We start from the raw sequence: 24,866 nt of genomic DNA on the forward strand, positions 1-24,866 counted from the left end.
TTGCGACTGGTGGTTCAGCCTTGGATAAACTGTTTGAAACGATCGGACTTGGAGTTGCCGAACACCTGTTCCGGTGTCCCCTCTTCCTCGATCAGTCCTTTGTGGAGAAAAATGACGCGGCTCGAGACATCACGCGCGAAACCCATCTCATGCGTGACGACGAGCATGGTGCGACCCTCTTCGGCGAGGCCGCGCATCACGCGCAGGACTTCGCCGACAAGTTCGGGATCGAGCGCCGACGTCGGTTCATCGAAGAGCATGATCTGCGGGCGCATGGCGAGCGAGCGGGCAATGGCGGCGCGCTGCTGCTGGCCTCCAGAAAGATGCGAGGGATAGTGATTGCGCTTGTCGGCGATCCCGACCTTGGCGAGCAATGCCTCGGCTTCTTCGATGCACTCCTTGCGCGGTCGCTTCTGCACGTGAATGGGCGCTTCGATCACGTTTTCGAGGATCGTCTTGTGCGACCAGAGATTGAAGCTCTGGAACACCATGCCGAGACGTGAGCGCACGCGCTCGACCTGGGCCTGATCGGCGGGACGGCTTTTGCCGTCACGCATGCGCTGCATGCGGATCGTCTCCGAGCCAACGGTTACTTCGCCCGAATCCGGAATCTCAAGCAGGTTGATGCAACGAAGCAGGGTGGACTTGCCGGAACCCGAGGAACCGAGAATCGAGACCACCTCGCCTTCATTGGCGGTAAGGGAGATTCCTTTCAGGACCTCGGCGTCACCGAAACTCTTGTGCAGGTCATTGACACGAAGCGCCAAGGGCGTGGCCGGATGTGACTGAGCGTTCATTTGGCTTCTCCTGGAACCGGCGTCATCAGCCGGGGAGCGCGAAGGTGGGGACTGAGCAGGTGCTCGACGAATTGTACGAGGCGCGTCAGCATGAAGTTGATGGCGAGGTAGATCAGACCGGCGACGATAAATACCTCGATGGCGCGATAACTTTCGGAGATGATCTTCGCGGCAACACCGGTGACTTCCATCAGCGTGATGATCGATGCAAGTGACGTCGCCTTGACCATGGAAATCATTTCATTGCCATAGCCCGGCAACGCCTGCCTGATTGCCAGCGGCATGACGATGCGCCGGAAGATCATGAGGCGTGGCATGCCGCAGGCGCGGGCGGCTTCGATCTGTCCATGCGGAACGGACAGGAGCCCGCCGCGAATGATCTCGCTGGCATAGGCGGCTGTGTTCAGCGTCAACGCGATGACGGCGCACCAATAGGGCTCACGCAAGATTGGCCAGAGCACCGTATGCCGAACCGCCGGAAACTGGCTGAGGCCGTAGTAGATGAGGAAAATCTGAACGAGAAGCGGCGTGCCGCGGAAAACGAATACATAGGTTCTTGCAAACCAGTCCAATACGGCGACGCCCGAAAGCCGGAACAGCGCCAATGCAAGGGCGACGAACGCACCGAGGAAAATCGCCGTCGCCGCAAGCTGGAGCGTCAGGGGTATAGCCTTGACGAGGCTGACGAAGGTCTCGAGCATAAATGACCAATCCATCAGCCTCTCCTCACGCCGCGTGAGAAATGCCGTTCCGACCGCTGCAAGACGGCGCCCGAGAGTGTGGAGATCATGAGATAAATGCCGCCGGCAACGATGTAAAAATTGAACGGCATGCCCGTTGAGCCCGCACCGATTTGCGCCTGGCGCAGAAGTTCGACGACACCGGTGATCGAGACGAGAGCCGATTCCTTCAACACCACCTGCCAGACATTGCCCATGCCGGGAAGTGCGTGGCGCAAGGTCAGCGGCGCGATGATGCGTCTGAAGCGCAGCGGCCGCGACATGCCGCAGGCGATGGCGGCTTCGATTTCGCCGCGGTGCACGGCTCTGAAAGCGCCACGATAGACTTCAGTCTGCTGGGCGCCGGAGGTGATCCCGACCGCGAGCGCACCAGCAAGGAAGCCGGGAAAGCCGATAAAGCCTTCGGAACCGAGGAACCGGCCGATCGCCGTCACGGCCGCGCTGCCGCCGAAATAGAAGAGATAGATCACGAGAAGGTCGGGAATACCGCGCAGCACCGTCGTATAACCATCGGCAAGGACACGTATGGTTTTGCCACCGGAAATCTTGGCCCATGCGCCGAATGTGCCGATGACCGAGCCGATCATAAAGCCGCTTATAGCGATGAGGATCGTCATCACGGCCCCCGTGAGGAGTGCAGCACCCCATCCTCCGGGTCCAAAGCTGATGACGTCAAGGAAGCTTGGCTGGTTCATGGCCTACGATCCGGTTTCAGGGGAACGATTGAAGGGCATTTCCGTGATCTGTTCCTTGAGCGTTCAGTTTCCGGGGAGTGCCGGCGAAAGATCGAGCTTGCTCGACTTTCGCTGCGACAACTCGCTGATACGGCCCGTCAGCTGCTGTCGATCGCGTGTGAAGGCCGTCTCAGACATCCGTGTTCTCCGGCAAGGGTGGCTGAACGTCATCGGGAATCGGATTGACGAAAGGCTTTCCCTCGAGGCGGTTGCGATGGTCGGCCTTGGCGGCATCAATGAGATCCCGGTTGGCGAGGAGGTCGATGGCCGTGCCCGCCATCACTTTCGCCGCGTGTTCCATGCCCTTGTGAGCCGCTGGCAGCTTGCCTTGCGCTACAAGCTGCCAAGAGTGCCCCGGCGTGCCAATGGCATAGGTCGCGCCGCGCATCTGGACTGTCGGAACGACCCAGCTGACCGTGCCGACATCCGTTGAGCCGACGATCGCGCCGTCGCCGCTTTCGGGCGGAAAGATGCTGTCGCACAAGGCTTGGCCCTTCTTCGGCGTGACGTCAAACCGCTTGTACGAGGATGCAATGTCTTCTTGCGAGAACGTCTCCTGAAATTTCCGTGCGATGGCATGGTCGTGCTCGTCGAAGGCGGGCGGGCCGAGACGCTCGAGGTGCGAATGCATTAGCGATTCGAGCGGGGTGTTGCCGACCAGATTGGCGTCGCCGCTGATGATGCGGCTGCGAACGGTGGTCTCGGTCATCAATGCGGCGCCGTCGGCAACCTTCTTGACCCGCGCCACAAGGCCGTTGAGTTCCGGCAGATCGCGGGCCCGCACCAGATAGCGCACCGTTGCCCGGGCCTGGACGACATTCGGGGCGGAACCGCCCGTGTCTGTAACGGCGTAGTGGATGCGGGCGCTAGACGGCATATGTTCGCGCATGTAATTAACACCAACATTCATCAATTCCACGGCATCGAGAGCGCTGCGGCCAAGATGCGGCGTTGCGGACGCATGTGAAGCACGACCGCTGAAGTGAAAATTGATCTCGTTGCAGGCAAGCGAGATCGGGTTGTTAACACCGGCAAACGCAGCAGGATGCCAGGAAATGGCAATGTCCACGTCGTCGAAGACGCCGGCGCGCACCATGAAGCCCTTGGACGAGCCACCCTCTTCGGCTGGGCAACCGTAGTAGCGGATACGGCCCTTAAGGCCGTTGCGCGCAAGGTAGTCCTTCACCGCAGCAGCCGCCAGCATCGAACCGGAACCGAGCAGATTGTGGCCGCAGCCATGACCATTGCCGCCCGGCACGACAGGTTGCTCTTCCGCGAGGCCAGCGACCTGGCTTAATCCGGGCAGCGCGTCGAATTCGCCGAGAATGGCAATGACCGGGCCGTCCTCGCCTGCTTCGCCCATGACAGCAGTCGGTAAGCCTGCAACGCCGCGCGTAACGCGAAAACCTTCGCGTTCGAGGAGGTCGGCATGCTCGTTCGACGAGCGAAACTCTTCGTAGTTGGTTTCGGGCATCTCCCAGACGCGATCGCTGAGTTCAAAAAACGCAGCGCGCTTGGCTTCGACGATTTCCCAGACTTCTGCCGAATTCTTCATGATTTCCCGATTGGTCGTTTTATGTTAGTAACCAAAATTGGCACCAATTTAGACGCAAATATTTTTTACGCAACCTCTGTGTAAAATTATTTGTCTGGCGTACATCTCGCGGGTGGGCCACTAACTCTAGGAGGCTCGCGTTCGATGGAATTTGGAGAGACGAATGAGTGAAGCAAGAGCCAAGCGAAAATCACAACTCAAATCCGTCGATGTTACCGACTCTATCCTGCACGACATTCTCGCCGGTGTTTTGGCGCCGGGTGTCTGGCTGAAGCAGATCGACCTCGAGCAGCGCTATCAGAGCACCAGGCCGGAGGTACGGCGTGCACTCGATCGTCTGGTGCAGAAGCGGCTTGTCGAGCACGTCCCGAACCGCGGTTATCACGTATTCGAACCGGATGGTAAGCAGGCGAATGAAGTAAGCGACATTCGCGTCATCCTTGAAACGGCTGTGGCGGACAAGATCGTTGCCAATGCCTCGGAGTTAACGACGAAAAAACTTCGCGACCTCGCACACCGTTTTGACGATCTCATCATGAACGGAACGATGATCGAGCTCTACGAGGCCAATCTTACCTTTCACCGCGAACTGCTGGCGCTGTGCGGCAACAATGAACTGGTGAACCTCGTTACCGAGATCCGCCAAAGGACGTCGTCAGCGCCGGTGTCACAATGGAAAACACGCGCGCGGATCGAACAGTCGTCGCGCGAGCATCACCAGATGATCGACGCTCTCGAAGCGAAGGACATTGAGGATCTGAAACGCGTTATAATTGTTCATATAAGGCAGGTTTGAACCGGCCGTCGGGCACGGCGGGACGCGCTACAGAAAATCGTCACGCCGCGGCGTGAACGTATCGATCAGCAATCCATCCTCAAACGCCACGACGCCGTGGACGAGATTGGGGGCGACGATGAAACTGCTCCCGGCAGGCAGTGTCGTGGTCACGCCGTCGACGGTCACCTCGAAGGCACCCTCGGCCACATAACTCACCTGCGTATGCGGATGGGAATGGAGCGCGCCGATCGCGCCTTTGTCGAAGCTGAATGCGACGAGCATCATTTCGGGACGATGCGAAAGAACGGCGCGACGATTGCCCGGCGAGGTTTCCGTCCAGACCAGGCCGTCAGGCAGTGTGTAGGGATCGGACAATGATACCTCCATTTATCGCGCCAGCCATCCGCCATCGACGGGTAGGATCGCGCCATGCACATAGTCGGATGCGTGGGATGCGAGAAAGACGGCCGCTCCGGCCATATCATCCGCCCGAGCCCAGCGCCCGGCCGGAATGCGTTTCAGGATATCGGCATTGCGTGCGGCATCCGCCCGCAGCGCAGTCGTGTTGTTGGTCTCGACATAGCCGGGAGCAATTGCATTGACGTTGATGCTATGCGCCGCCCACTCATTGGCCATCAGCCGCGTCAGGCCTGCAAGGCCGCTCTTTGCTGCCGTGTAGGATGCAACACGAATGCCACCCTGGAACGACAGGAGCGAGGCAATGTTGATGATCTTGGCCGGTAACTTCTCAGCCATCGCCATCCTGGCAAAGGACTGGCAGAGAAAGAATGCCGACTTCAGGTTGGTGTCCATGACGGCATCCCAGTCTTCCTCGGTAAAATCGATCGTATCAGCCCGGCGGATGATCCCGGCATTGTTGACCAGAATGTCCGGGCGCTTGCGAACGGCGGCGGCCCGCCCGATGACGGCGCGCACCTCATCCATCTTGGAAAGGTCTGCCAGAAGCGGATGAAACGCCCGGCCACCGGCCGTGACGAGGGACGCCGTTTCTTGCATCGGCGAGCGGCCAACGCCGATAATGTCGGCGCCGGCACCAGCGAGACCGACGGCAATGGCTTGGCCGATGCCCGTGTTGGCCCCCGTGACGATGGCGCATCTGCCAGAAAGATCGAACGGATTCATCTCAGACTTTCCATCGGTATCTTGTCCATGTCGGTGAAGCTCATGTTATCGCCAGCCATGGCCCAGATGAAGGAGTATCGACCGGTACCGGCGCCGGAGTGGATGGACCACCCCGGCGACAACACGGCATCATGGCTTTTCAGCACCAGATGTCGCGTTTCATGCGGTTCTCCCATGAAATGAAAGATGCGGGTCGACTCTTCCATGCCGAAATAGAGATAGACCTCCATGCGCCGGTCATGCACATGCGCGGGCATGGTGTTCCAGACGGAACCCGGCTCGAATGCCGTGAGGCCTACCAGGAGCTGGCAGCTTTCGCAGACATCCGGATGCACGTACTGGTTGATCGTGCGTGCGTTCGCTTCTTGGGCCGAGCCCGTGCGCACCTTTTTGGCCATCTCCGGCGTGATCAGCACGGTCGGGCAAGCACGATGTGCAGGTGCGCTCAGGAGATAAAATTCGGCTGGACTGGCCGGGTCGTCGCTGCGAAACGACAGCGTTCCCTGTCCCATTCCCACATAGAGCGCATCCTGAAAGCCGAGCGGATAGTCGACGACACCGACAGTGACCGTGCCCTTGCCACCAATGTTGAGGATGGCGACTTCGCGCCGCTCGAGGAACTGGCTGGTGCCGGTTTCCTTTACCTGGTCGATCACAAGATCTTCTGCGAGCGGCACGATACCCCCGACAATCATCCGGTCGAGATGGCTGTAGGTAAGATTGATCTCACCTTTCGAAAAAAGCCCTTCAATCAGGAAGCCCTCTCGCAGGCCTTTCGTGTCGCGCCTGGCAGCGTCTTCTGGACCAACGACCTGGCGCACATTTACGGAAATTGTCACAGCATTTGCCTCTTGGCTTTTGGTGAAAGGGTTACGTCAGGACGACATATTCGGTGAGTTGGCTGATGCTGGTGTCTGCCTTGTTCACATCGAACACCTTGGTACCATGGCTCATGATTACAAAGCGATCGCAGACCTGGTAGGCATGGTAGAGGTTGTGCGTCACCAGCACGCTCGACACGCCCTCGGCTTTCAGCTTCAGCACCTGCGCCAGCAAAGCCTCGGTTTCGCGCACGGACAGGGCTGAGGTCGGTTCATCGAGAAGCAGCACCCGCCGTTTAAAAAAAACGGCGCGTGCGATGGCGACGGCCTGCTTCTGCCCACCGGAGAGGTCACCCACCAGCTTATCGGGAGAATCGATACCCGAGATGTGGACAGCCTTCTCGAGCACCTCCATGGCGATATCGCGCATCTCTGCCTGCTTCAGGAAGCCAAAGGCATTGGTGCGCTCGCGCCCCATGAAGATGTTGCGGGTGATCGAAAGCGAATCCACCAGCGCGGTATTCTGGTAGATCGTTTCGATGCCGGCATCGGCGGAATCGGACCGGCAGGTGAACAGCGTCTCGCGACCATCGACGCTCAAGTGGCCGGAGGTCGGCTTGTGGATCCCCGAAATCAAGTTGACGGTGGTCGACTTGCCGGCGCCGTTGTCGCCCAGGAGCCCGACGACTTCGCTTGGGCCGATATGGAAGCTCAGGTCCCGCAGCGCCGTCAGCGTGCCAAACGTCTTGGAAATATTGTGCAGTTCGAGAAGATGGGGCGCAAACATCATACGGCCCCCCGGCGTTCGATGAGATGGTTGAAGGCGGCAGCGATCACGATGAGCGTTGCGATAAACATGTCGAGGTAGAAGCCAGGGGCTCTGAGGAGTAGAAGTACATCGGTAATCGTGTGGATCAGCATGACCCCGAGGAAGATGCCGATAATCGAGCCGCGACCACCGCGCAGCGACAGCCCGCCGATGACGCAAGCGGCAATCGCCTGAAGCTCGAGCCCGGCGCCCTGCCCCGGCTGGACGCTGCCCACGCGCGCCGTGGCGATGATGCCGGCAACCGCCGCCATGCCTCCGGCAATGGCAAAGGCAATCAACTTGACACGGTCAGTGTTGATGCCGATTGCCGTTGCAGCGGCGGGATTGCCACCGGTGGCGAACACATGATTGCCGAACTTGTGCCGGTGCAGCAGCAAATAGAAGCTGACAACGAACAGGATGATCCAGATGAACGCGGCATTGATGCCGAATAGCGTGCCTGCAAAGAGGCTCGAAAAGGCAGGTTCCGGATCGAAACGCACCTGGACGGCGCCGTTATAGAGCAGCACGGCGCCACGCCAGAAGAGCAGGCCGCCGAGCGTGACGATGAATGACGGCAGACCAAAGCGCAACGTGATCGTCCCGTTGAGAAGTCCGATCATCACCCCCAGCAGTATGCCGAGCGGTGCTGCGATGAAAGCGCTCAGGCCACCATCGACCAGGCTCGCCATCAGGACCGCCGTCAAGGTATAGACGGAGCCGATCGACAGGTCGAACTCGCCAGCAATCATCAGGATGCCGGCGCCCAATGCCAGGCAACCCAGCACCGGAATAGCCTTCATCAGGATGGTCAGGTTCTGCGGTGACAGGTAGCGGAAGTCGTCGGGAAAGGCGAGCGCGCCAGCGATGCAGGCGATCTGCAGGGCCGCGAAAACCAGGAGAATCGCGCCGGCCGGCATGGTCATGATGTGCTTCAGCAGCGATTGTTTTTTCGTGCGCGATTTGGGCACGGCAACGTCGGTCATGGCGTAGGTCACTGTCTTTACTCTGTTCCAGGGATCGAGGGGACCTTCCGGTTTTGGCCGGAAGGTCTTCAGGCGTGACGCTTATCGGTAGCTGCCGATCAGTGGCTTGACCGAGCTGATGCGCGTCTTATCGAGGAAGGCGCCCTGGCCGGTGTCGACATCGGTCGGGGTCAGACCGTATTTTTTCGCCAAAGCGATCTGGGCGATCGGATAATAGCCCTGCAGGTATGGCTGCTGGTCCATCGTCGCGAACATGGCGCCGGATTCGACCGCGTTGACGATTTCAACGGCGAGATCGAAACCGCCAAAGGGAATCTTGACGCCGGCATCCTTGATGGCGCCTGCCCCGACCGTCGACGTCACGGACCCGGTACCGAACAGCGCCTTGACATTAGGATTGGCGATCAGGAACTGCGCGATGATGTTCTGGGCTTCGGCCGGATCAAGCCCGGAGCGAACCGTCTCGACCTTAATGCCTTTTTCCTTCATTGCCTTTTCGATGCCGCCGCCACGCGCGACAGCGAAACTAGCTTCAGGAATTTCGCGCGGATTGAAGACCACGTCGCCATCCTTGAGGCCAAACTGCTCGATCATGCGATTGCCAAGTTCATAACCCGAGGCAAATTCATTCATGCCGACATAGGCTTGACGGCAATTGCCCTTGGCCCCGTCGAGATCGTCATTGTTGAAACCGATGACGATGATGCCGGCCTTGACGGCGGCGCAAATGCTGGCATCGAAGGCATCCGAACTGGAAATTGCAACTGCAATGCCGTCGACGCCGCTGGCCGTGGCGCTCTCAATAAGGTCGTTCTGGCGGACCGGATCGTTATTGGCATATTGCACGTCGAGATCGACACCGAATTGTGCCGCGGCATCCTGTGCGCCTTTGACGACAGGGTTAAAGAACTGGACACTCGGATCAAGATAGATAATCATCGTGGCCTTGACATCGGCCGCTACCGCGGCGGACGTGAAGGCCATAGCTGCGCACGCCGCAAGCATTGCGGTTTTCAGTTTGGTCAATTTCATTTGCGTATCCTCCCTTTGGATGTGCAATCGGGGTCGAAAGACCCATGTCTCGGCTGGCGAGCTCCGACCAAAGATCGCGCCAGCCGAGATTTTTCTCCTCTGCCTCAGTTTCCGATGAGCAATCTCACCCGAACCAAGGATCCGGCCGGCCCAAGGTCACGTGAATGCCCTTGAACTGCGAATACTCGTCAAAACCGTAGCGGCCTAGCTCGCGCCCCAGCCCGCTTTTCTTATAGCCACCGATCGGCAGCTCAGGGGCGCCATCGATGACGCTGTTGATCCAGCAGCGCCCGGCCCGGATGCGCCGGATGCTCTGCAGCGCATTTTCGAGATTGGTGGACCAGACGCTGGCCGACAGACCGAACTCCGATGCGTTTGCCAGAGCGACGGCCTCGTCAGCTGTCTTGAACGTCAGCGTCGACAGAACCGGCCCGAAGATTTCCTCGCGGGCAATCGACATATCGGCGGTGACCCCGGAAAACACGGTTGGCGCGTAATAGAGCCCCGCGCCCTCCCCGACCCGTGCGCCGCCGAGCAACAATTCGGCGCCGTCAGCCTGCCCTGCCTCGACATAGGAATGCACCTTGGCGGCATGCGCCTCCGAGATCATGGCGCCGATCTTCGTTCGCTCGTTCAAGGGATCGCCGAAAGTAACCTTGCGGGAAATATCGAGCAGGCGATCAAGAAGCGCATCGCGGATGCCTTCCTGCACCAGGAGCCGGCTTCCGGAAATACAGCACTGGCCGGCATTGTGGTAGACGCCGTAGGCGATGCCGTCGGCCGCCGCCTCAAGGTCCGCATCGGCAAAGACGATCTGCGGCCCCTTGCCGCCGAGTTCAAGGCCAACGCGCTTGACGCTGCGGGCCGCGATCTCGCCGAGCTTCGTTCCAACGCGAACCGAACCGGTGAAGGCGACCATGTCTGTGCCGGGATCCTCCGCCAAGACCTGGCCGGCAGGATCGCCGTAGCCGGTGACGACATTGAAGACACCGTCGGGAATACCGGCCTCGCGGGCGAGTTCCGCCATGCGGATCGATGTGCCGGACGTAAATTCGGATGGTTTCAACACGACGGTGCAGCCGCCGCCAATGGCCCACGGCACGCGCTCGGAGGCGATGATAAAGGGGAAGTTCCACGGCGTGATGATGCCGACAACGCCGACAGGTTCCCGCAGGACCAGGCCAAGGCGGTTGTCGCCGATATTATTGTGGGTCTGCCCTTCCAGTGCCCGCGCCTGCCCGGCCGCATAGGACCAGAGATCAGCACAGAAGGTGATCTCGCCCCGGGCCTGGGCAATCGGCTTGCCAACCTCCAGGCTTTCGATCAGGGCGATCTCTTCCACATGGGCGAGAATGAGCTCCGCGGTCTTGAACATCAAGCGCGATCGTTCGGCGCCGGACATGCGCGGCCATGGCCCCGTGTCGAAGGCCCGGCGGGCGGCCGCAATTGCTGCGCGAACATCGTCGGCAGAGGCATCCGGCCACGTGCCGACCACAACGCCGGCGTGGCCCGGGCTCACCCGATCTATCGTCTTGCCCGAGGCCGCATCAATAGACTTGCCATCGACAAGCATCCGGTAGCGGGATTTACTCTGCAAACGCGGGTCACTAGAGTCGGGCGTTATGAAATTGGATTGTACCGTCATCAACCGACCGGATTTTAAAGCCCGGCTCCTCCTTTTAGGCTCGGCGGATCGACCACCGCGCTTGTGCTGTCGTTAAGTTGTATGGTACTGTATGGTGGCTAAATGCAAATGTCAACGAGATGGCGGCGGCGAAAAGCATGAACCTTGAGACATTGAAAATCGAGCCCGTGAGGATCGAGACCGGGGAAACGACCGCCGCGCAGGTGGAACGTGACTTGCGCGAGGCGATCATCCGCCTCGATCTCGCGCCGGGTTCACGCCTGTCCGAGCAGGAGATCGCGTCTCGTCTCGGCGTCTCCCGCCAGCCGGTCCGCGAGGCGCTGATTGCCCTTGGAAAATCAAAGCTGGTCGAAATCCGCCCTAATCGGGGAACCATCGTGGTCCGCATTTCGGCGCGTCAGATGATGGAAGCCCGCTTCGTGCGCGAGGCGATCGAGGTCGCCGTCGCCAGGCGGGCCAGCGAGAGTTTCGATACCTGGACGCGGCGAAAGATTGACAGCATCCTCGAGCGCCAGCGAATGGCGATGACCGGTCACGATCACAATGCGTTTCGCCGGGAGGATGAGCAGTTCCACATCGCCATTGCAGAGGGCGCCGGCTGTGGCCTCGCCTGGAACGCGATTTCAGACATCAAAGCGCATATGGATCGCGTCTGCAACCTGCAGCTTCGTAACCCAGCCTCTATGAACAACCTCATCGAGCAGCATGAGAAAATCGTCGCCGCCATCGACGCCCGAAACGCCGAAGCTTCAGCCAACGCCATGAGGGAGCATCTGAACGGCATTCTTAACGACCTGCCACAGATCGAAGCTGACAATCGCGAGCTCTTCGAATAGCGCCATAAACTGTGGCGCATCTCCGTAGGAAACGGAGCATGCGCCACAATTTCAATCTTAATTTACGCCAGGTCAGGTCAAACGGACCTCGGCGACATCGTCTTTGTAATCTTCCTTCGGATCGACGCCGAGCAGCATTTTGACAACCGCTAGCAGACTGGATTCGTTGAGCCATATCTCGGCCCGCTCGGCGTCAAACCGCAATAATGTCAGCTTGGGATCATCTTTGCCGCCTTCAAACCAGGCCGCCACGAACCGGTTCCATAGCCGGTCGATGGTTTCCTTATCGTTGAAGACTGTGAGCCCGCCGTGAACGGCAGCAAAAAGGTCGTTACCTTTCGCCGCGAACGTCGCGACAGCTCTGCTCTCGCCCTGCAGGTTTTGTACGAGCGAGTTTTCGGTCGAGGTGAAGAAGTAAATGGGACCGTGATCGCCTTCGAGTTGAGCGGTCATCGGACGAGTGTGGCTCTCTTCAACGCCCACCAATCCCAACATCATGGTCATATCGGATTTCAGGGATTTCCAGAATTTTTCCCGCAGTTCCGGTGCAGTTGGCATGTTGTCATTCCTTTCGACGATTGACATGCATAACTGCCGCGATCGCTAAAGGTTTCGCGATCGCACCATTATTTTCCCCCATCGTGCTGCACACCTGCCGCTCTGCACCAGGATCAACCTCGCCTACCGCTGGAAGAACATATACAGGCCGCTGAACACAAGCAGAGCCAGCGGCACCAATGGAGCGTAAACGATCGCGAGCGGCGCTGGACCGAACGTCATCGAGACAAAATTCGCCAGAATGGTGAGGGTCAGCAGAATTCCGAGCCACCGATGGCTCTGGCGTATCCAGTAGTGCAAGATCATGAGAGCCTCCTTGAAAGAGCATCCAGGATGGAATGTGGCACATGGCAACATCAACGAGCCTGGACCAGCTTCCAGCCATTGCCTGATGGATCGCGGAAGCTTGCATCCATGGAGCCGTATCGATCGATCGGTTCTTGGGTGAACTCGACCCCGCGCTTGCGCATGGCTTCGAATGCAGCCTGGCAATCGTCGACCACCAGAACCAGCGGCGGCATCGCACCCTTGGCCACGGCTTCAGCCAGGCCCTGAGCCGTTGCGTCATCGACGCTGGGCGCCTGCGGACGGAACAGGCCCAACTGGAAGTCCGGCTGGTCGGGATGCTGGACGGTCAGCCAGCGATAATCGCCATTGCGCGCATCCGTGTGCACCCGAAATCCCAGCTTTTCGACATAGAACTGAAGCGCTTCGTCCTGGTCATGGACATAGACGCCGGCAACTTGAACACCATTTTTCATGAGTCATCTCCCTTTCGCCCGTCGTGCCTACCCTCTTTCGTTCGTCGACGCTTCTCCGAAACTGCCATTTTGAGGTGCGGCCTTTGCGCGGCGCTCACGAAACAGTGGGGAACCTTCTCGAGATCTCCGGGAACAAGTTGCATTCGTCGCCTTAGTTCGCTTGGACTTTCACCGGTTACGTCCCGGAAGGTGCGGCCAAAAGTTCCAAGACTGTTCCAGCCTGTCTGCAGCGCGATTGCGATGATGGGCGTGTCAGTATCCCGCAAGAGCGCTGCGGCGCGCTCGACCCGGCGCGTCAACAGGTAACGATGCGGCGGTATGCCGAAGGCGTCCCGAAACGATCGCGCAAAATAGGCTTCCGAGGCGCCGCTGACGCTTGCCAACCGGGATATCGGCCAATCCTCCTGCGGCGCCGCGTCCATGTGGTCTTTGGCACGCAGCAGGCGCCGCAGCAGTTTCAAATCTCTATTCGCGGAGTTCTTGACGATTCTGGTCGGGCGCATAGCCAATGAATGCATGGACTGATGACCGTTGACAATGACAGCGCCCTCGAAAGAGCGGCACTTCATTTTGTCGTCGGGCGTAGCGGCATCTGAAAGGTAAACCTCGTTTCGATGGAAGAAGAGGTTACGACAAGGGTGCCACCATGCGCCTTGGCAATTTCCGATGCGATATATAGTCCAAGCCCCAGGCCTTGTTGACTTGCGCGAACGCCACCACGAAAAAACGGCTGGAAAAGGCGCTCCATCGCCTCTTGCGCTATTGGAACGCCGCTATTGGCGACGCTTATCTCCAACATTCCCGATTTCGTGCTTGCTGAAAACCGGATTGGCTGGCTCGTGTCACCATAGGTAATCGCATTGCCGAGAAGGTTTGAAACCATCTGACCAATACGGTCCCGGTCGCAGTAAACTTTTTCGGTGATGTTGAAGTTCGTCTCAATGGAAATCCCGGGCGTTCCCAATTGGAGCTCTTCTGCAATCTGCTTGAGGACGGGGTCGAGCAGTTCGTCCGCATCAAGCCGCAGCGCGAAGCCACTGCCGAGCCTCCCTCGCGCAAAATCGAGCACGTTATCAATCAGGCCCGACATGCGCTGCACGCTGCCTTGCATCAGGGTAACGATCCTCTGTGCCCGAGGGCTTAATTCTTCTTGCAGAAGCATGCGCGAACCGCCCTCCATCGAAGCGAGCGGGTTGCGAAGATCATGCCCCAAAACCGCAATGAACTGTTCGCGCAACTCCGCTATTGCCAGTTCCTCGCTCAGACCTGCCTCCGCCAGCATCCGTTCGGAGATCGCTTCGCTTTTGGCACCTTCAGCGGCGATTCGCTTGTCGACCAAATCGCGTTCGTAGCGGCGGCGTTGAGCGGCCGGGAAGATGACGACACGGGTAAATTGCAGGTTGCCATTGTCATCCCGCCGCTCTTTTGCGTTGGCAAGCACAGGTAGTTTCTTCCCGTCGCCGGTAACAAAATCGAAAGCGACCTCTTCAAGGAAACCTTGCATGCGCAACAGCGGCGAAAAATGCGTTTCGTAAAACATTCGTCCGGAAAGCGTCAAAAGTTCACTGAACTTCTTGTCGAGAAGTTCAGGCTGTGAAACTCCAATCCAACGCGAGAAGGTGAGATTGGACTTGAAGATTCTGCCGTCGGGGCGAAGCGACAAGTATCCGCACGGTGCGTTCTCGTACAGCTCCGCAAGATCTTCGGCGAATGTGCTGTTGGGATCCTCGGGCACGGCTCACACAAACGCCTTGATGGCCGCAATGACTTCGTCGGGAGCACTGAGATTGGGGCAATGGCCCGTAGCGTTCAACATAACCAGTTTGCTTTGAGGAATGTGTTGCTTCACGTATTCGCTACGTTCTCTGAGGCAATAATGTCTTCCCGGCACTGAAGTATCAATGTTCGCGCTGTGACACGTTGAAGATCGTCGCGATTGTCCGACGTGAAAGTGACCCGCGCGAACTGCTTTGCAATGTCAGGGTCGGTTCTGCAGAAGCTGTTGGTTAGCTCTTCACCAAGTTCGGGTCTGTCCGGATTGCCCATAATGGCTGGGGCCATTGCGGCCGACCACCCAAGATGATTGTCCGCGAGGGACTCCAGCAACTCGTCGATCTGAGCACGACTGAAGCCGCCGACGTATTCACCGTCGTCGATGTAGCGGGGCGATGGGCCGACGAGGATCAGGCTGTCGAAAATCGCCGGGTCCTTGAGCGAAGCAATCACGCCGATCATGGCGCTGACGGAATGCCCAACGAACACCGCATCCTTGAGTTCGAGTTCCTCGCCAATCTCGATAAGGTCGTCGGCGTATCCTTCCAGGGACGCATATTTCGCGGAGTTGTAAGCGCCAAGATCGGAGCCACCGGCCCCGACATGGTCGAAAAGAATGGTTCTGAACGTGCTTTCGAAGGCAGGCGCCACTAACTTCCACATGTTTTGATCGCAGCCAAAGCCGTGCGCGAACACCATCGACCGTTCCCCGCCGCCGGATAGTTTGACATTGTTGCGCTCTAAAACGGACACCCGGAACTCCTGATTTCGCAAAACGAAGTTCGACTGTATGCTTTGAAAGCTTGAACACCTAACTGCTTCGCGCCGCAGCAGCTCTTTTTTCGCTCTTGGGGCATTAGCCGGTGCGCGTATTATCTGCGCCCTTGCGCTTTTCACGTTTTCCATGGCGATTTATACTCCGCCCGGCGCAAGCTTATCTAACTGTAATTTACAGTAATGTACTTCCGCCCTGTCTTGCCTGCCGTCTAACCTGAACGGGAACGCAACGCTGCAGGGAAATCGAGATGTATATCAACAGACGAGCCTTTGTATTGGCTGGCGGCGTTGCCGCAATCAGCCTCACGATAAACCATCCCACATTTGCACAGACGATATCGGCGGAAGAAGCGCGCCAGATTGCCGAGGATGCATACATCTATGGCTATTCGCTCATCACGACCGAGGTCACCCGCGTTCAAATGAGCAATGTGCCGAAGGTTGTGGAATTCACCGGGCCGATGGGACAATTTATCAATGTTCCCCGATATCCGCCGGCGAACTATCGCGGCGTATCTGCCCCAAATGCGGATACGCTATATTCGGTAACGTGGCTCGATCTGAATGAGCCCCAGGTTTTTAGCCATCCGGACATGGGCGACCGCTTCTACCTGTTCGAGGTCGTAGACCTTTGGATGTCGGACTCCGAGCAATCGCCGAGCAAACGCACGGCTGACGGAAAAGCCGCCAACTATCTGTTTACCGGCCCGGCCTGGAAAGGCGATGTACCGGCAGGAATAAACCATTTCCCCATGGCGACCCGCTATATGGTCATTCTCGGCCGCACCTATGCTGACGGGACGAAGGCAGATTACAAGGCCGTCAATGCGTTGCAGGCCCAATACAAGATTACGCCGCTCTCCGCGTGGGGCACTAAAAATTACAAGCCAAAAGCTCCCAAGGTGAACCCTAAGCCGGGTTTCAGCATGAAAGACGCTCCGCAAAAAGTCATTCTCGACATGGGAACGGAAGGCTATTTCAATCTGATGGCAAAGCTGATGGGCGGGGATGCGCCGCCGGCGGCCGAAGATGCGCCGATCATCGCGAGCATGGCTAAAATCGGCATCGAGCCCGGGAAGCCATTCGAGATGAGCAAACTGGACCCGGCGGTACAGGCGGCGTTGAAAGACATTCCGCAAGCTGCCCTGGAGACGATCCAGGCCAACAAGGAAAAAATGGGCGAGGTAGTAGACGGCTGGGTCGTGTCAAAGGGGCTCGGCACATATGGGCCAAATGACTACATCAAACGCGCCACCGTGGCCGCCTTTGGCTGGCCCGCCAATCAGCAGCTTGATGCGGTCTATCCATACACCGAAGTCGATTCGAAGGGTGAAAAGCTGACCGGTGCGAACAACTACACCTTGACCTTTCCTAAGGATCAGACGCCTCCCGTAAACGGTTTCTGGTCAATCACCATGTACGAGATCGACAAGGGCTGGTGGTTTGTACCCAATCCGCTGAACAAGTTTACGGTCAGCCCACGCAACAATCCAAAGCCCAATGCTGACGGATCGCTGACACTTTATTTCCAGAACAAGTCGCCTGGCGCGGACAAGGAGGCTAACTGGCTACCGGCGCCCAAAGGAGCATTCATCCCGATGCTGCGCATGTATTGGCCCAAGGACGCATCTCCCTCAATCCTGAATGGAAGCTGGAAGGTGCCCCCGGTGGTCAAGGAAAGCTGAGATGGCGGCTTAGCGGCAACTCTGGGTGAGGTTCGGTCAGTTCAGCACGTTCGGCGGGGGGCACTCCGTCACCGGCGGCAGACAGCCTGACCTCAGAGGGCCAGCGCTTCAACGAATTCCACACCACAGCGCTGTGCTCCCCACACGAGGGATCCGTTGCTGAAGGGCCGCAACCACCATTCGTCGGGCTTCGGCTAGGTCACGTGGCTGCCGCAAATTGCGACCACCACTCATCGCTAATGACTGCTCCGTGGACGCGTCTGCACGGGAGGCATGTACTACTCGCGGATAAACGTAAACGGGAGTAGAATTCACGAGACGAGAAGCGGTTTGGTTCTCAAGAACCTCATAGCAGGCCTACACCTTGTTGGAGAGAGGCCATGGGAATGGATCATGCCGAGCGACGGCTGGTTGCAATTCTCGCCGTCGACATTGTGGGCTATTCCAGACTTGTTGAAGCGGACGAAGCCGGTACGCTCGCAGCAATCAGAGACTTGCGATCCAAAGTTACCGATCCGCTGCTTGCCGAATATCGCGGCAGGATAGTCAAGCTTATGGGCGACGGGGCCATCATGGAGTTTGGCTCGGTTGTCGATGCCGTCGTCTGTGCCGTCGCGCTACAAAGAGGAACTGCCGCTCACCAAGCCGGCGTAGCGGCAGACAGGCGCATCGTCTTTCGGATGGGCATCAATCTTGGAGATGTCGTGGTCGAAGGCGATGACCTCCTTGGCGATGGGGTTAACGTCGCCGCGCGGCTCGAGCAGCTTTGCGAGCCAGGCGGACTATTCGTTTCCGGAACAGCGTATGACCAGTTGCCGGGCAGGCTTGAGCTGCCTGTGGAGTTTGTGGGTGAGCGCCACGTGAAAAACATCGCCCGCCCGGTGCGAACCTATCGCGTCAGGCTTCGGGGGACGGACATTGGTAAAGCAACGATAGCGGGGCGCTTGCACCGGTGGCCAATGGTAGCGGGAGTTGTCTTGGTCGCGGTTTCCTTAGCCGGTTCAACACTTTGGCTGTGGCCGCGCCAACCGGTTGCTGAGTCGGCCATGATGGCCCGCATGAAATATCCGCTTCCGAAAGAACCTTCTATCGTTGTCATGCCGCTCGACGATCTCAGCCCCGGGGCCTCGCAGGCCTATTTCGCCGATGGGATAACGGAGGATCTGATTACCGAGCTGTCAGAATTGCCCGGCCTCTTCGTCATCGCTCGGCACTCGTCCTTTACGTACAAGGGCCGGCCAACAAAGCTTCAAGATATCGCGGAAGCAATGGGGGTACGCTATGTGCTCGAAGGCAACTTGAGGCGTGATGGCGACTTCGTGCGGATTGAAGCACAGCTCACAGACGCGCTAAACAATCAGCGCGTGTGGGATAAGCACTACGAGGGCAGGATATCGCAGGTTTCTGCGCTTCAGAACAAGCTTGTCGGCGAGATTGGCTTATCGCTTCAAGTGAACGTCCCGCCTTCTGCTGAATCGGCACAGGCGGAAACCACCCCCGAAGCATATGATCGGTTGCTCGAAGGCTTGGGCCATTTGCGTATCGGCACCGACGTCGAGTTGCTCAAATCGATCGCGCTTTTTAACGAGTCCCTCAGCCTCGATCCTTATTATAGTCGTGCCCACGCTGCAGTCGCCGCTGCGAATTGGGAGATAGCGGTCGCCTGCTGGAACTCGGGTAATTCTGCGTTTCGGAAGGCCATGAGTAGCGTCGATCAAAGCCTGCCGATGGCGATGCTTTACCAGAACGCGCTCGCCTACGCCATTTCATCGGAGGTGCTGGCTGCGCATGGCGGCTATGATCAGGCCCTTATCGCAACCAACCGCGCGATTCAGCTCGACGCCAACGACCCCGAACATCACATCCGCAAAGCACGATATCTCAATGCTGCAGGTCGGGCGCCCGAAGCGGAAGTGGAAGCGCGGCTTGCCATGCGGCTCGATCCGAAATATCCGCCGGAGTATCTCAGGGCCTTGGCTATCTCGCTGTTCCATCAGGAGAAATATGAAGACGCCGTCGATGCCTTGAAATACCTGATAACCCTGCAATGGGATGTGGCCGATGACTACGCTACCTTGACGTCCGGCCTGGGCCACTTGGGAAATTTGGGTGGTGTTCAGCTCAACATGGCCAAATACAACGGGATCACCATACCTTTCGGCCGCGGACCGCTAACTGTTCAGGCAATTGCCTGGCAGTGGTATGTCGATATGTCCGATTATTATCCTGCCTATCGTGACAGGTTGCTCGAAGGATTGCGCAAGGCCGGGGTGCCGGAAGGCGCTGGAACCGACATTGCCTATGAGACCTACGCTAAGGCTGTCAACAGGGTGAATGGCGAGTACTCCGTCAGCGGTGCGCCTAAGCTCGGTGCCGCCGCAGTCAAGCGGCTAATTGATGAAGGGGCGCAACTGATTGATGTGCGCAGTCCAAGGCCATTCAGTCATGCGCATATCCCAGGGTCCATCAACTTGCCGGCGACGAATGTCCTTTCAAAGGCGACACTTTCCGAAAAGGTTGGTCCAAGCAATTCCATCATCTTCACTTGCCAGGCCAAATATTGCGTCGACGCAGCCTTCGCTTCGGCCAAAGCCCTGGCTTGGGGATACTCCAAAGTTTCTTATTTCGCTGATGGCATCGCAGCCTGGCAGGATGCCAATTACCCGACTGAAACAAGTTTGACGAAATAGCCGGTCGAGTTCGTGAACTGAGGGCAATAGGGGTAGGCCTACATGGTTTCCCAACTTATGTATCGTACTTTATTCCTTCACCGGTCGCCAGATGACGCGCTTCTTGTTGACGCGATCGCGGTCGTCTTCGTAGGGCATGACCTCGCAATCTATGGAATTGCAGTCCCGACATCGGAAGGTGAGGCTGGGAAGTGTGCGGCCGTGGCCGAGAACTGCGGCGAGGTCAGTCGCCGTGAAGGTCGCGACCTTATCGCATTTTCGGCAACCGACCCGCACGAACATGCCGTAGCGGGCCGCCTGGCCCAGATTCTTGATTGTCCTTGTCATGGGAACGAAAAGAGAACAAATTGCCCGAGCAAGTCAAGTGGGATGAAACAGTAATGCACCGGGGCACGCGCCGACGACCATGTAACAAATGCTCAACTCGGGGGCTTCGCCGCACCGAGCGCTACCAGACCCGCTAGAGCGCGTCCGGCATGCCTATTTTTGCGACACACCACACCAAACACTGGTATAGTGTTTTCGCTTGGACACGTTCCATCGGAGAATAGCGTCGTGGCAGGCGATATTGGTCTAACGGGCATGTCTGCCTGCGAGGTGGTCGATCTGTTAAATGGCGGTGAGGTAACGCCGCTCGACTGTCTCGATGCACTTGAGGTTCGCATTGCCGCCGTCGAGAACGTCGTCAACGCACTTCCGATCCTTTGTTTCGATCGCGCCCGCGATCGAGCCCGTCGCCTGCTCCAACAGCCTCTCGGGTGCCGCGGTCGTTTGGCGGGACTGCCTGTGCCAATCAAGGACCTGACAGACGTTTCCGGCGCTCGCAGCACCTATGGCTCGACAATATTTGCAGACCATATTCCCGAACAATCCGACATTCTTGTCGAGAGGCTGGAGGCCGAGGGCGGTGTTGTCTACGCCAAGTCGAACACCCCAGAATTTGGTGCTGGTGGCAATACATTCAACGACGTCTTCGGGACAACATTGAACCCCTGGAATACCGACCTGTCCGCTGCAGGCTCCTCGGGTGGAGCCGCCGTTGCTCTTGCCACTGGCATGGCCTGGGTCGCGCAAGGCTCCGACCTTGGAGGCAGCTTGCGCAATCCCGCCAGCTTCTGCGGGGTAGTTGGGCTGCGCCCAAGCCCGGGCCGCGTTCTTCGCAATGCGAGATTCAAGATCGATGAACTGCTGAGCGTCAACGGCCCTATGGCTCGCAACGTCGAAGACACAGCGCTTTTGCTGGATGCGATGACCGGCGATAGCCCTGCTGATCCTCTGTCGTTACCGCGGACCGAAAGCTTCCTTGCCGCAGCGCGCTCCGGCTGGCGGCCGGCGCGGGTGGCCTTTTCCGCCGATCTTGGCATTACGCCCGTTGACTCGGAGGTCGCCTCGATCTGTCGCGCAGCAGCTGCAAGCTTGGCGGCAATTGGCACGCATGTTGAAGAGGCGCATCCCGATCTCTCGGAGGCCCATGACACGTTCAGCGTCCTGCGCGGCATGGCCTTTGCCATAAGTTACGGCGCGCTTCTGGAACCACATCGGGACAAAATGAAGCCGGAAGTCGTATGGAATATTGAAAAGGGGCTCAGCTATTCGATGGCAGATATCGTACGAGCGGAAAACAATCGCGCGGCGATTTACCGAAGGATGCATGCCTTTTTCGAGACTTATGACCTCCTTCTTTGTCCGGCCACGATCGTTGCCGCGTATCCTGCCAGCGACAGATAGGTGAAGGAATGTGCCGGCTATGCCTTTCCTAATTATTTCGAATGGCTGGCAATAGCCTACGCAATTTCCCTGACAGCAGCGCCGGCGCTCAGCCTGCCTTGCGGGTTCACCAAAGATGGACGTCCGGTCGGACTACAGATCGTCGGCCGCACCCGCGCCGAGGGACAGGTACTTGCTGCCGCCCGTGCACTGGAACTCCTTTTGGACCTTCATCCACCGACGCCGATAGACCCACGACCGCCGCGCCACGTTTGATTTTATGGATGTCAGTCCGAAAGCCAGGTCTTGGGCGCCAGGCCTATAGTTGCACACCGACGGGTGATTACTGTTTGTATCCCTTTGCCTGCATGCAGCTATTGATCAGATTGGCTTCTTCCTTCCGTCTGGCAGAACTATCGGAAGCCAAGGAAGCCGTTGCACTCGCGGCCTGGTATTTGCACTGCACCATATCATTGTCTGCCGGAGTCGCCGGAGCCTCGCTATGGACCCACTTTTTTTCGGAAGAAGCACACGATGCGAGCACCATGAGCGGAACCACGATCAGCAGGATACGGCTCCGTGAAAGTTGCTTAGAAAACGTGTCGTTTGAATTTGTAACTGCATTGCGCATCGTTCGAATTCCTCATTTCATGGGTCTATGCTGTGTACGAAGCCTCCCATTTGGTGGCCGACGCGGGTATTCCGTAGTGCAACACTATCGTATTTGCTGTTGATAGTCCCGTAATCGCTGCCGCTCACTCCCGGCATCTTCATACTCCACCTCTTTCCGAACGATGCATTACTTGCAAATGTGGCGATACCGCAGCATTTGTCTCTATCGCCTGCGTCCCATGGAACAGACAGGTTTGGCCCGCGTTCCCTCACTGAACCATTAATCATTTACGGTTCTAATGACGACGATTGCGGCAGATATGTTTTCAGGCGGCTGGCTCTTCTATGCCCTGACTGCGATGGCTCTCATTGTCGGAGTGTGGCTGTTTTTCATTTTACGCCAGCATATGAGATGATCGATCGGCATGAACAATAATAGAGCCTGGTATCTCCGGATTGCCGCTTTTGCCCTGATCCTGATCGTGTTCCTGGGCGCGAGCGTTTACTTCCTTCCGTCTTGAAGGGTGCAAAAAGCCGGATATTCAACATCAACACGTAATTTTGGAAGGGGCGCGGTTTCTTAGGTGAATACTGATGGAGGGTGTATACTGCTCAACGGAGGATATATGCTAAAAACCTATTATAATTGCCCTATTTCCGATGAACCTGTTCATGAAGTGCTACCCCGAGACGGCGATTTCGTTGAATTCTTCTGCCCAACCTGCGGACAGTTTCGGATTTCAAATAAATCGATCAAATCGATGCGCCACAGATCGCGCGGCGAGAGAGAGGCCATGCTGACCGACGCCAGGCGCGATGCTCAAGGCGGAGATGGCATTCCGCTCATAAGAGACAGCCATTCACATGCGAGGAAAACAGATGACCAACGATAAGACGACTTCCACATGGAAGAACCGCCCTCCGGGCAAAATCGGAGAAACCTACACTGTCGATCACCTCATGGAAGCGTTTAACCTCAACAGGGATGATGCCGAACAGTTGATCATCAAATTCAACGGTGATTGCGAGCGGATCAATGCTTCGGTCAGCGCGCGAAAGAGTCGCCGTTAACCACATTTTTTTCGAGCCCCTTTTGCTCACGCTAAAAAGGGCACAATCCTATGGCCTTGCAGGCAAGACATTTCTTTCGACTGCAATCAATCTCCTGTCACAAATGAAGGAAACCGATGACGCTATACCTATGGTATTTCATCGTTCTAGGCGGCCCCGTCTTATTGGGCGCCATAATCGCATTCGATATGATGAAGCGCAGGCAATCTGCCAAGCTCAACGGGAAAGCTCAGGCCATCAAAAAGCTTTGTCCCGCGGAATAAGCCAATCGCTGATTTGCAGCCCCCACTAAAAAGCCCCCTGCCCTACCCACTCGCTTCCTGGAGTGTGTTCTCTCACTTCCGATCACGCGGCGTGCCATAGGCCGCGTCGCGCGGTCGCGAGTACTGATCTATTCTTGGCAAGGTATCGTCGAAGGCAATCCAGGGAAGCTTCAACTGCCAATAGGCATGCGCAGCGGGGGCGAAATGTTCAGGATGATCGAAGAAGCCGATCGTCAAATATATCTCGCCGGCTATGCCCTCATCCTCATACCCGATTGAGGTGCCACAGGTACCGCAGAAGCTGCGCACTACCCCACTCGTTCTTGAGAAGGTCTTTGGTGGCTCATGCGTAAAGCGAAATTGTGCCGTTTTGTAACCCACCCAGATCGTCAGCGGTGATCCGATCGCGCGGCGACAATCATCGTCGTGATCGTAGCAGATCCAGAACGGTTCGCCCTCGGCTTCGGCGGTGACTTGCCCGCAAAAGCAGGCGCACGTTTCCAGCCTTTGTGTCATTCATTTCGAACCAATTGCCTGAAATTTAGTTCCGCGTCGGTTAATTTGCATTTATACATTTTGGATCGATTGCCAAGAATTGGGACCAAGCGAATAAAGATTTGGTCTCGCGATGGTGTAGCATTATTTTGACGGCCGCTTGGCAACATGCACCACGTCGGGGGAATCCATATGAAGAGCAGTGTCAGAGCCTGGTTTATCTTTGCTTTGGTTTTCATTGCGGCCGCGATAATCTATTTTGGCGTACCACTCATTTGGCATGCCTTGTTTGATCGTCCAGCATAGCCAAGGCGAACGTCCGCTTCCTCTAACGCCTTTCCGGAGAAATGATGAGGAAACTCAGTTTAACGAGATCTGCTATGTGGGGCGCTATACTTGGATGCCTGCTGATGGCCATATGGATACTCTATACCGGCAGGGCGCGAAGCGTTCCCGCAACAGGATATCTTGTCGAGCTTCTCGGAGGGGCAGCGGTCGGAGCCGGACTGCTATCCCTCATCGTATGGCTTGTCGGATCGGCTGCGCGCCAGAAATAGCAATCGGACGATCGCCGCCGATTTTTTCTGTCATCATGGTCT

25 protein-coding genes and 2 pseudogenes are annotated in these 24,866 nt (G+C 57.6%); 7 read left to right on the plus strand and 20 right to left on the minus strand.

The window, feature by feature from the left end:
* Window positions 1–14: 14 nt before the first annotated feature.
* The 4 genes from AC1DNI_RS14235 to AC1DNI_RS14250 all read right to left on the minus strand — a co-directional run bounded on the left by AC1DNI_RS14235 (window position 15) and on the right by AC1DNI_RS14250 (window position 3,826).
* Window positions 15–797 (minus strand): ABC transporter ATP-binding protein, encoded by a 783-nt coding sequence (locus AC1DNI_RS14235; RefSeq protein ID WP_477692304.1) that lies wholly within the window; start codon window positions 795–797, stop codon window positions 15–17.
* On the minus strand, window positions 794–1,513 hold the full coding sequence (locus tag AC1DNI_RS14240) for an ABC transporter permease (RefSeq protein WP_477692305.1): 720 nt from the start codon (window positions 1,511–1,513) through the stop codon (window positions 794–796). The genes AC1DNI_RS14235 and AC1DNI_RS14240 overlap by 4 nt, the downstream gene beginning before the upstream one ends.
* Window positions 1,513–2,232, minus strand: coding sequence for an ABC transporter permease (locus AC1DNI_RS14245; protein WP_477692306.1), 720 nt, complete (start codon window positions 2,230–2,232; stop codon window positions 1,513–1,515). Before AC1DNI_RS14245 ends, AC1DNI_RS14240 begins: the two co-directional genes overlap by 1 nt.
* A 169-nt stretch (window positions 2,233–2,401) precedes the next feature.
* Window positions 2,402–3,826: a M20 family metallopeptidase gene (locus AC1DNI_RS14250; RefSeq protein WP_091923247.1), complete on the minus strand. Its 1,425-nt coding sequence runs from the start codon at window positions 3,824–3,826 to the stop codon at window positions 2,402–2,404.
* A 163-nt stretch (window positions 3,827–3,989) separates the two neighbouring features.
* Between AC1DNI_RS14250 and AC1DNI_RS14255 the strand changes: the two genes are divergently transcribed.
* Entirely contained in the window at window positions 3,990–4,622 is a 633-nt protein-coding gene (locus AC1DNI_RS14255; RefSeq protein WP_027232126.1) for a GntR family transcriptional regulator, read from the plus strand.
* Window positions 4,623–4,649: 27 nt separating this feature from the next.
* On the opposite strand, the gene AC1DNI_RS14260 is transcribed toward AC1DNI_RS14255, so the two are convergent.
* From AC1DNI_RS14260 to AC1DNI_RS14290, 7 genes are all read right to left on the minus strand, one after another.
* Window positions 4,650–4,991: a cupin domain-containing protein gene (locus AC1DNI_RS14260; RefSeq protein WP_477692307.1), complete on the minus strand. Its 342-nt coding sequence runs from the start codon at window positions 4,989–4,991 to the stop codon at window positions 4,650–4,652.
* Window positions 4,992–5,747, minus strand: a complete 756-nt coding sequence (gene kduD, locus AC1DNI_RS14265) for a 2-dehydro-3-deoxy-D-gluconate 5-dehydrogenase KduD (protein WP_477692308.1) — start codon at window positions 5,745–5,747, stop codon at window positions 4,992–4,994.
* Window positions 5,744–6,580 carry a 5-dehydro-4-deoxy-D-glucuronate isomerase gene (gene kduI, locus AC1DNI_RS14270; protein WP_477692436.1) on the minus strand — a complete coding sequence of 279 codons (837 nt, stop codon included), beginning with the start codon at window positions 6,578–6,580 and terminating at the stop codon, window positions 5,744–5,746. Before kduI ends, kduD begins: the two co-directional genes overlap by 4 nt.
* Before the next feature lie 37 nt (window positions 6,581–6,617).
* A complete protein-coding gene (locus tag AC1DNI_RS14275) occupies window positions 6,618–7,355 on the minus strand; it encodes an ATP-binding cassette domain-containing protein (protein WP_027232130.1) in 738 nt (245 codons plus the stop codon).
* Complete coding sequence (locus AC1DNI_RS14280) at window positions 7,355–8,302, minus strand: ABC transporter permease (protein ID WP_477692437.1); 948 nt, start codon at window positions 8,300–8,302, stop codon at window positions 7,355–7,357. The genes AC1DNI_RS14275 and AC1DNI_RS14280 overlap by 1 nt, the downstream gene beginning before the upstream one ends.
* 141 nt (window positions 8,303–8,443) lie before the next feature.
* A complete protein-coding gene (locus AC1DNI_RS14285; protein ID WP_027232132.1) occupies window positions 8,444–9,394 on the minus strand; it encodes a sugar ABC transporter substrate-binding protein in 951 nt (316 codons plus the stop codon).
* A gap of 124 nt (window positions 9,395–9,518) precedes the next feature.
* Window positions 9,519–11,039 carry an aldehyde dehydrogenase family protein gene (locus AC1DNI_RS14290; RefSeq protein WP_477692309.1) on the minus strand — a complete coding sequence of 507 codons (1,521 nt, stop codon included), beginning with the start codon at window positions 11,037–11,039 and terminating at the stop codon, window positions 9,519–9,521.
* Window positions 11,040–11,158: 119 nt separating this feature from the next.
* Here AC1DNI_RS14290 and AC1DNI_RS14295 point away from each other — a divergent pair, with 119 nt between their 5' ends.
* Window positions 11,159–11,875, plus strand: a complete 717-nt coding sequence (locus tag AC1DNI_RS14295; protein WP_477692310.1) for a GntR family transcriptional regulator — start codon at window positions 11,159–11,161, stop codon at window positions 11,873–11,875.
* A 72-nt stretch (window positions 11,876–11,947) separates the two neighbouring features.
* On the opposite strand, the gene AC1DNI_RS14300 is transcribed toward AC1DNI_RS14295, so the two are convergent.
* The 6 genes and pseudogenes from AC1DNI_RS14300 to AC1DNI_RS14325 all read right to left on the minus strand — a co-directional run bounded on the left by AC1DNI_RS14300 (window position 11,948) and on the right by AC1DNI_RS14325 (window position 15,720).
* Window positions 11,948–12,460 carry a pyridoxamine 5'-phosphate oxidase family protein gene (locus AC1DNI_RS14300; RefSeq protein ID WP_477692311.1) on the minus strand — a complete coding sequence of 171 codons (513 nt, stop codon included), beginning with the start codon at window positions 12,458–12,460 and terminating at the stop codon, window positions 11,948–11,950.
* Between the two features lie 96 nt (window positions 12,461–12,556).
* Window positions 12,557–12,739 (minus strand): hypothetical protein, encoded by a 183-nt coding sequence (locus AC1DNI_RS14305; RefSeq protein ID WP_036814642.1) that lies wholly within the window; start codon window positions 12,737–12,739, stop codon window positions 12,557–12,559.
* Between the two features lie 50 nt (window positions 12,740–12,789).
* Entirely contained in the window at window positions 12,790–13,194 is a 405-nt protein-coding gene (locus tag AC1DNI_RS14310; protein WP_477692312.1) for a VOC family protein, read from the minus strand.
* Complete coding sequence (locus AC1DNI_RS14315; RefSeq protein WP_477692438.1) at window positions 13,191–13,697, minus strand: helix-turn-helix transcriptional regulator; 507 nt, start codon at window positions 13,695–13,697, stop codon at window positions 13,191–13,193. The genes AC1DNI_RS14310 and AC1DNI_RS14315 overlap by 4 nt, the downstream gene beginning before the upstream one ends.
* Window positions 13,698–13,759: 62 nt before the next feature.
* Window positions 13,760–14,929, minus strand: a complete 1,170-nt coding sequence (locus AC1DNI_RS14320) for a PAS domain-containing sensor histidine kinase (protein ID WP_477692313.1) — start codon at window positions 14,927–14,929, stop codon at window positions 13,760–13,762.
* A 3-nt stretch (window positions 14,930–14,932) separates the two neighbouring features.
* Window positions 14,933–15,720: pseudogene (locus AC1DNI_RS14325) on the minus strand (alpha/beta fold hydrolase).
* 272 nt (window positions 15,721–15,992) lie between these two features.
* On the opposite strand from AC1DNI_RS14325, the gene AC1DNI_RS14330 reads away from it, so the two are divergent.
* Both AC1DNI_RS14330 and AC1DNI_RS14335 read left to right on the plus strand, forming a co-directional pair.
* Window positions 15,993–17,429, plus strand: a complete 1,437-nt coding sequence (locus AC1DNI_RS14330; RefSeq protein WP_477692314.1) for a DUF1254 domain-containing protein — start codon at window positions 15,993–15,995, stop codon at window positions 17,427–17,429.
* A 380-nt stretch (window positions 17,430–17,809) separates the two neighbouring features.
* Window positions 17,810–20,119 (plus strand): rhodanese-like domain-containing protein, encoded by a 2,310-nt coding sequence (locus AC1DNI_RS14335; RefSeq protein ID WP_477692315.1) that lies wholly within the window; start codon window positions 17,810–17,812, stop codon window positions 20,117–20,119.
* A gap of 69 nt (window positions 20,120–20,188) precedes the next feature.
* On the opposite strand, the gene AC1DNI_RS14340 is transcribed toward AC1DNI_RS14335, so the two are convergent.
* Window positions 20,189–20,446: a hypothetical protein gene (locus tag AC1DNI_RS14340; protein ID WP_027232142.1), complete on the minus strand. Its 258-nt coding sequence runs from the start codon at window positions 20,444–20,446 to the stop codon at window positions 20,189–20,191.
* Window positions 20,447–20,701: 255 nt separating this feature from the next.
* Between AC1DNI_RS14340 and AC1DNI_RS14345 the strand changes: the two are divergent.
* Window positions 20,702–22,102 (plus strand): annotated as a pseudogene (locus tag AC1DNI_RS14345) (amidase).
* A gap of 67 nt (window positions 22,103–22,169) precedes the next feature.
* Here the strand turns inward: AC1DNI_RS14345 and AC1DNI_RS14350 are convergent.
* Window positions 22,170–22,457 (minus strand): hypothetical protein, encoded by a 288-nt coding sequence (locus AC1DNI_RS14350; RefSeq protein ID WP_477692316.1) that lies wholly within the window; start codon window positions 22,455–22,457, stop codon window positions 22,170–22,172.
* 860 nt (window positions 22,458–23,317) lie between these two features.
* Between AC1DNI_RS14350 and AC1DNI_RS14355 the strand changes: the two genes are divergently transcribed.
* Window positions 23,318–23,509, plus strand: a complete 192-nt coding sequence (locus tag AC1DNI_RS14355) for a hypothetical protein (RefSeq protein ID WP_113281297.1) — start codon at window positions 23,318–23,320, stop codon at window positions 23,507–23,509.
* 335 nt (window positions 23,510–23,844) lie between these two features.
* Here the strand turns inward: AC1DNI_RS14355 and AC1DNI_RS14360 are convergent, their stop codons facing one another.
* Complete coding sequence (locus AC1DNI_RS14360) at window positions 23,845–24,288, minus strand: GFA family protein (protein ID WP_477692317.1); 444 nt, start codon at window positions 24,286–24,288, stop codon at window positions 23,845–23,847.
* A 389-nt stretch (window positions 24,289–24,677) separates the two neighbouring features.
* Here AC1DNI_RS14360 and AC1DNI_RS14365 point away from each other — a divergent pair, with 389 nt between their 5' ends.
* Entirely contained in the window at window positions 24,678–24,824 is a 147-nt protein-coding gene (locus AC1DNI_RS14365) for a hypothetical protein (protein WP_477692318.1), read from the plus strand.
* Window positions 24,825–24,866: the final 42 nt, after the last annotated feature.

The organism is Phyllobacterium sp. 01N428 (genome assembly GCF_056399405.1).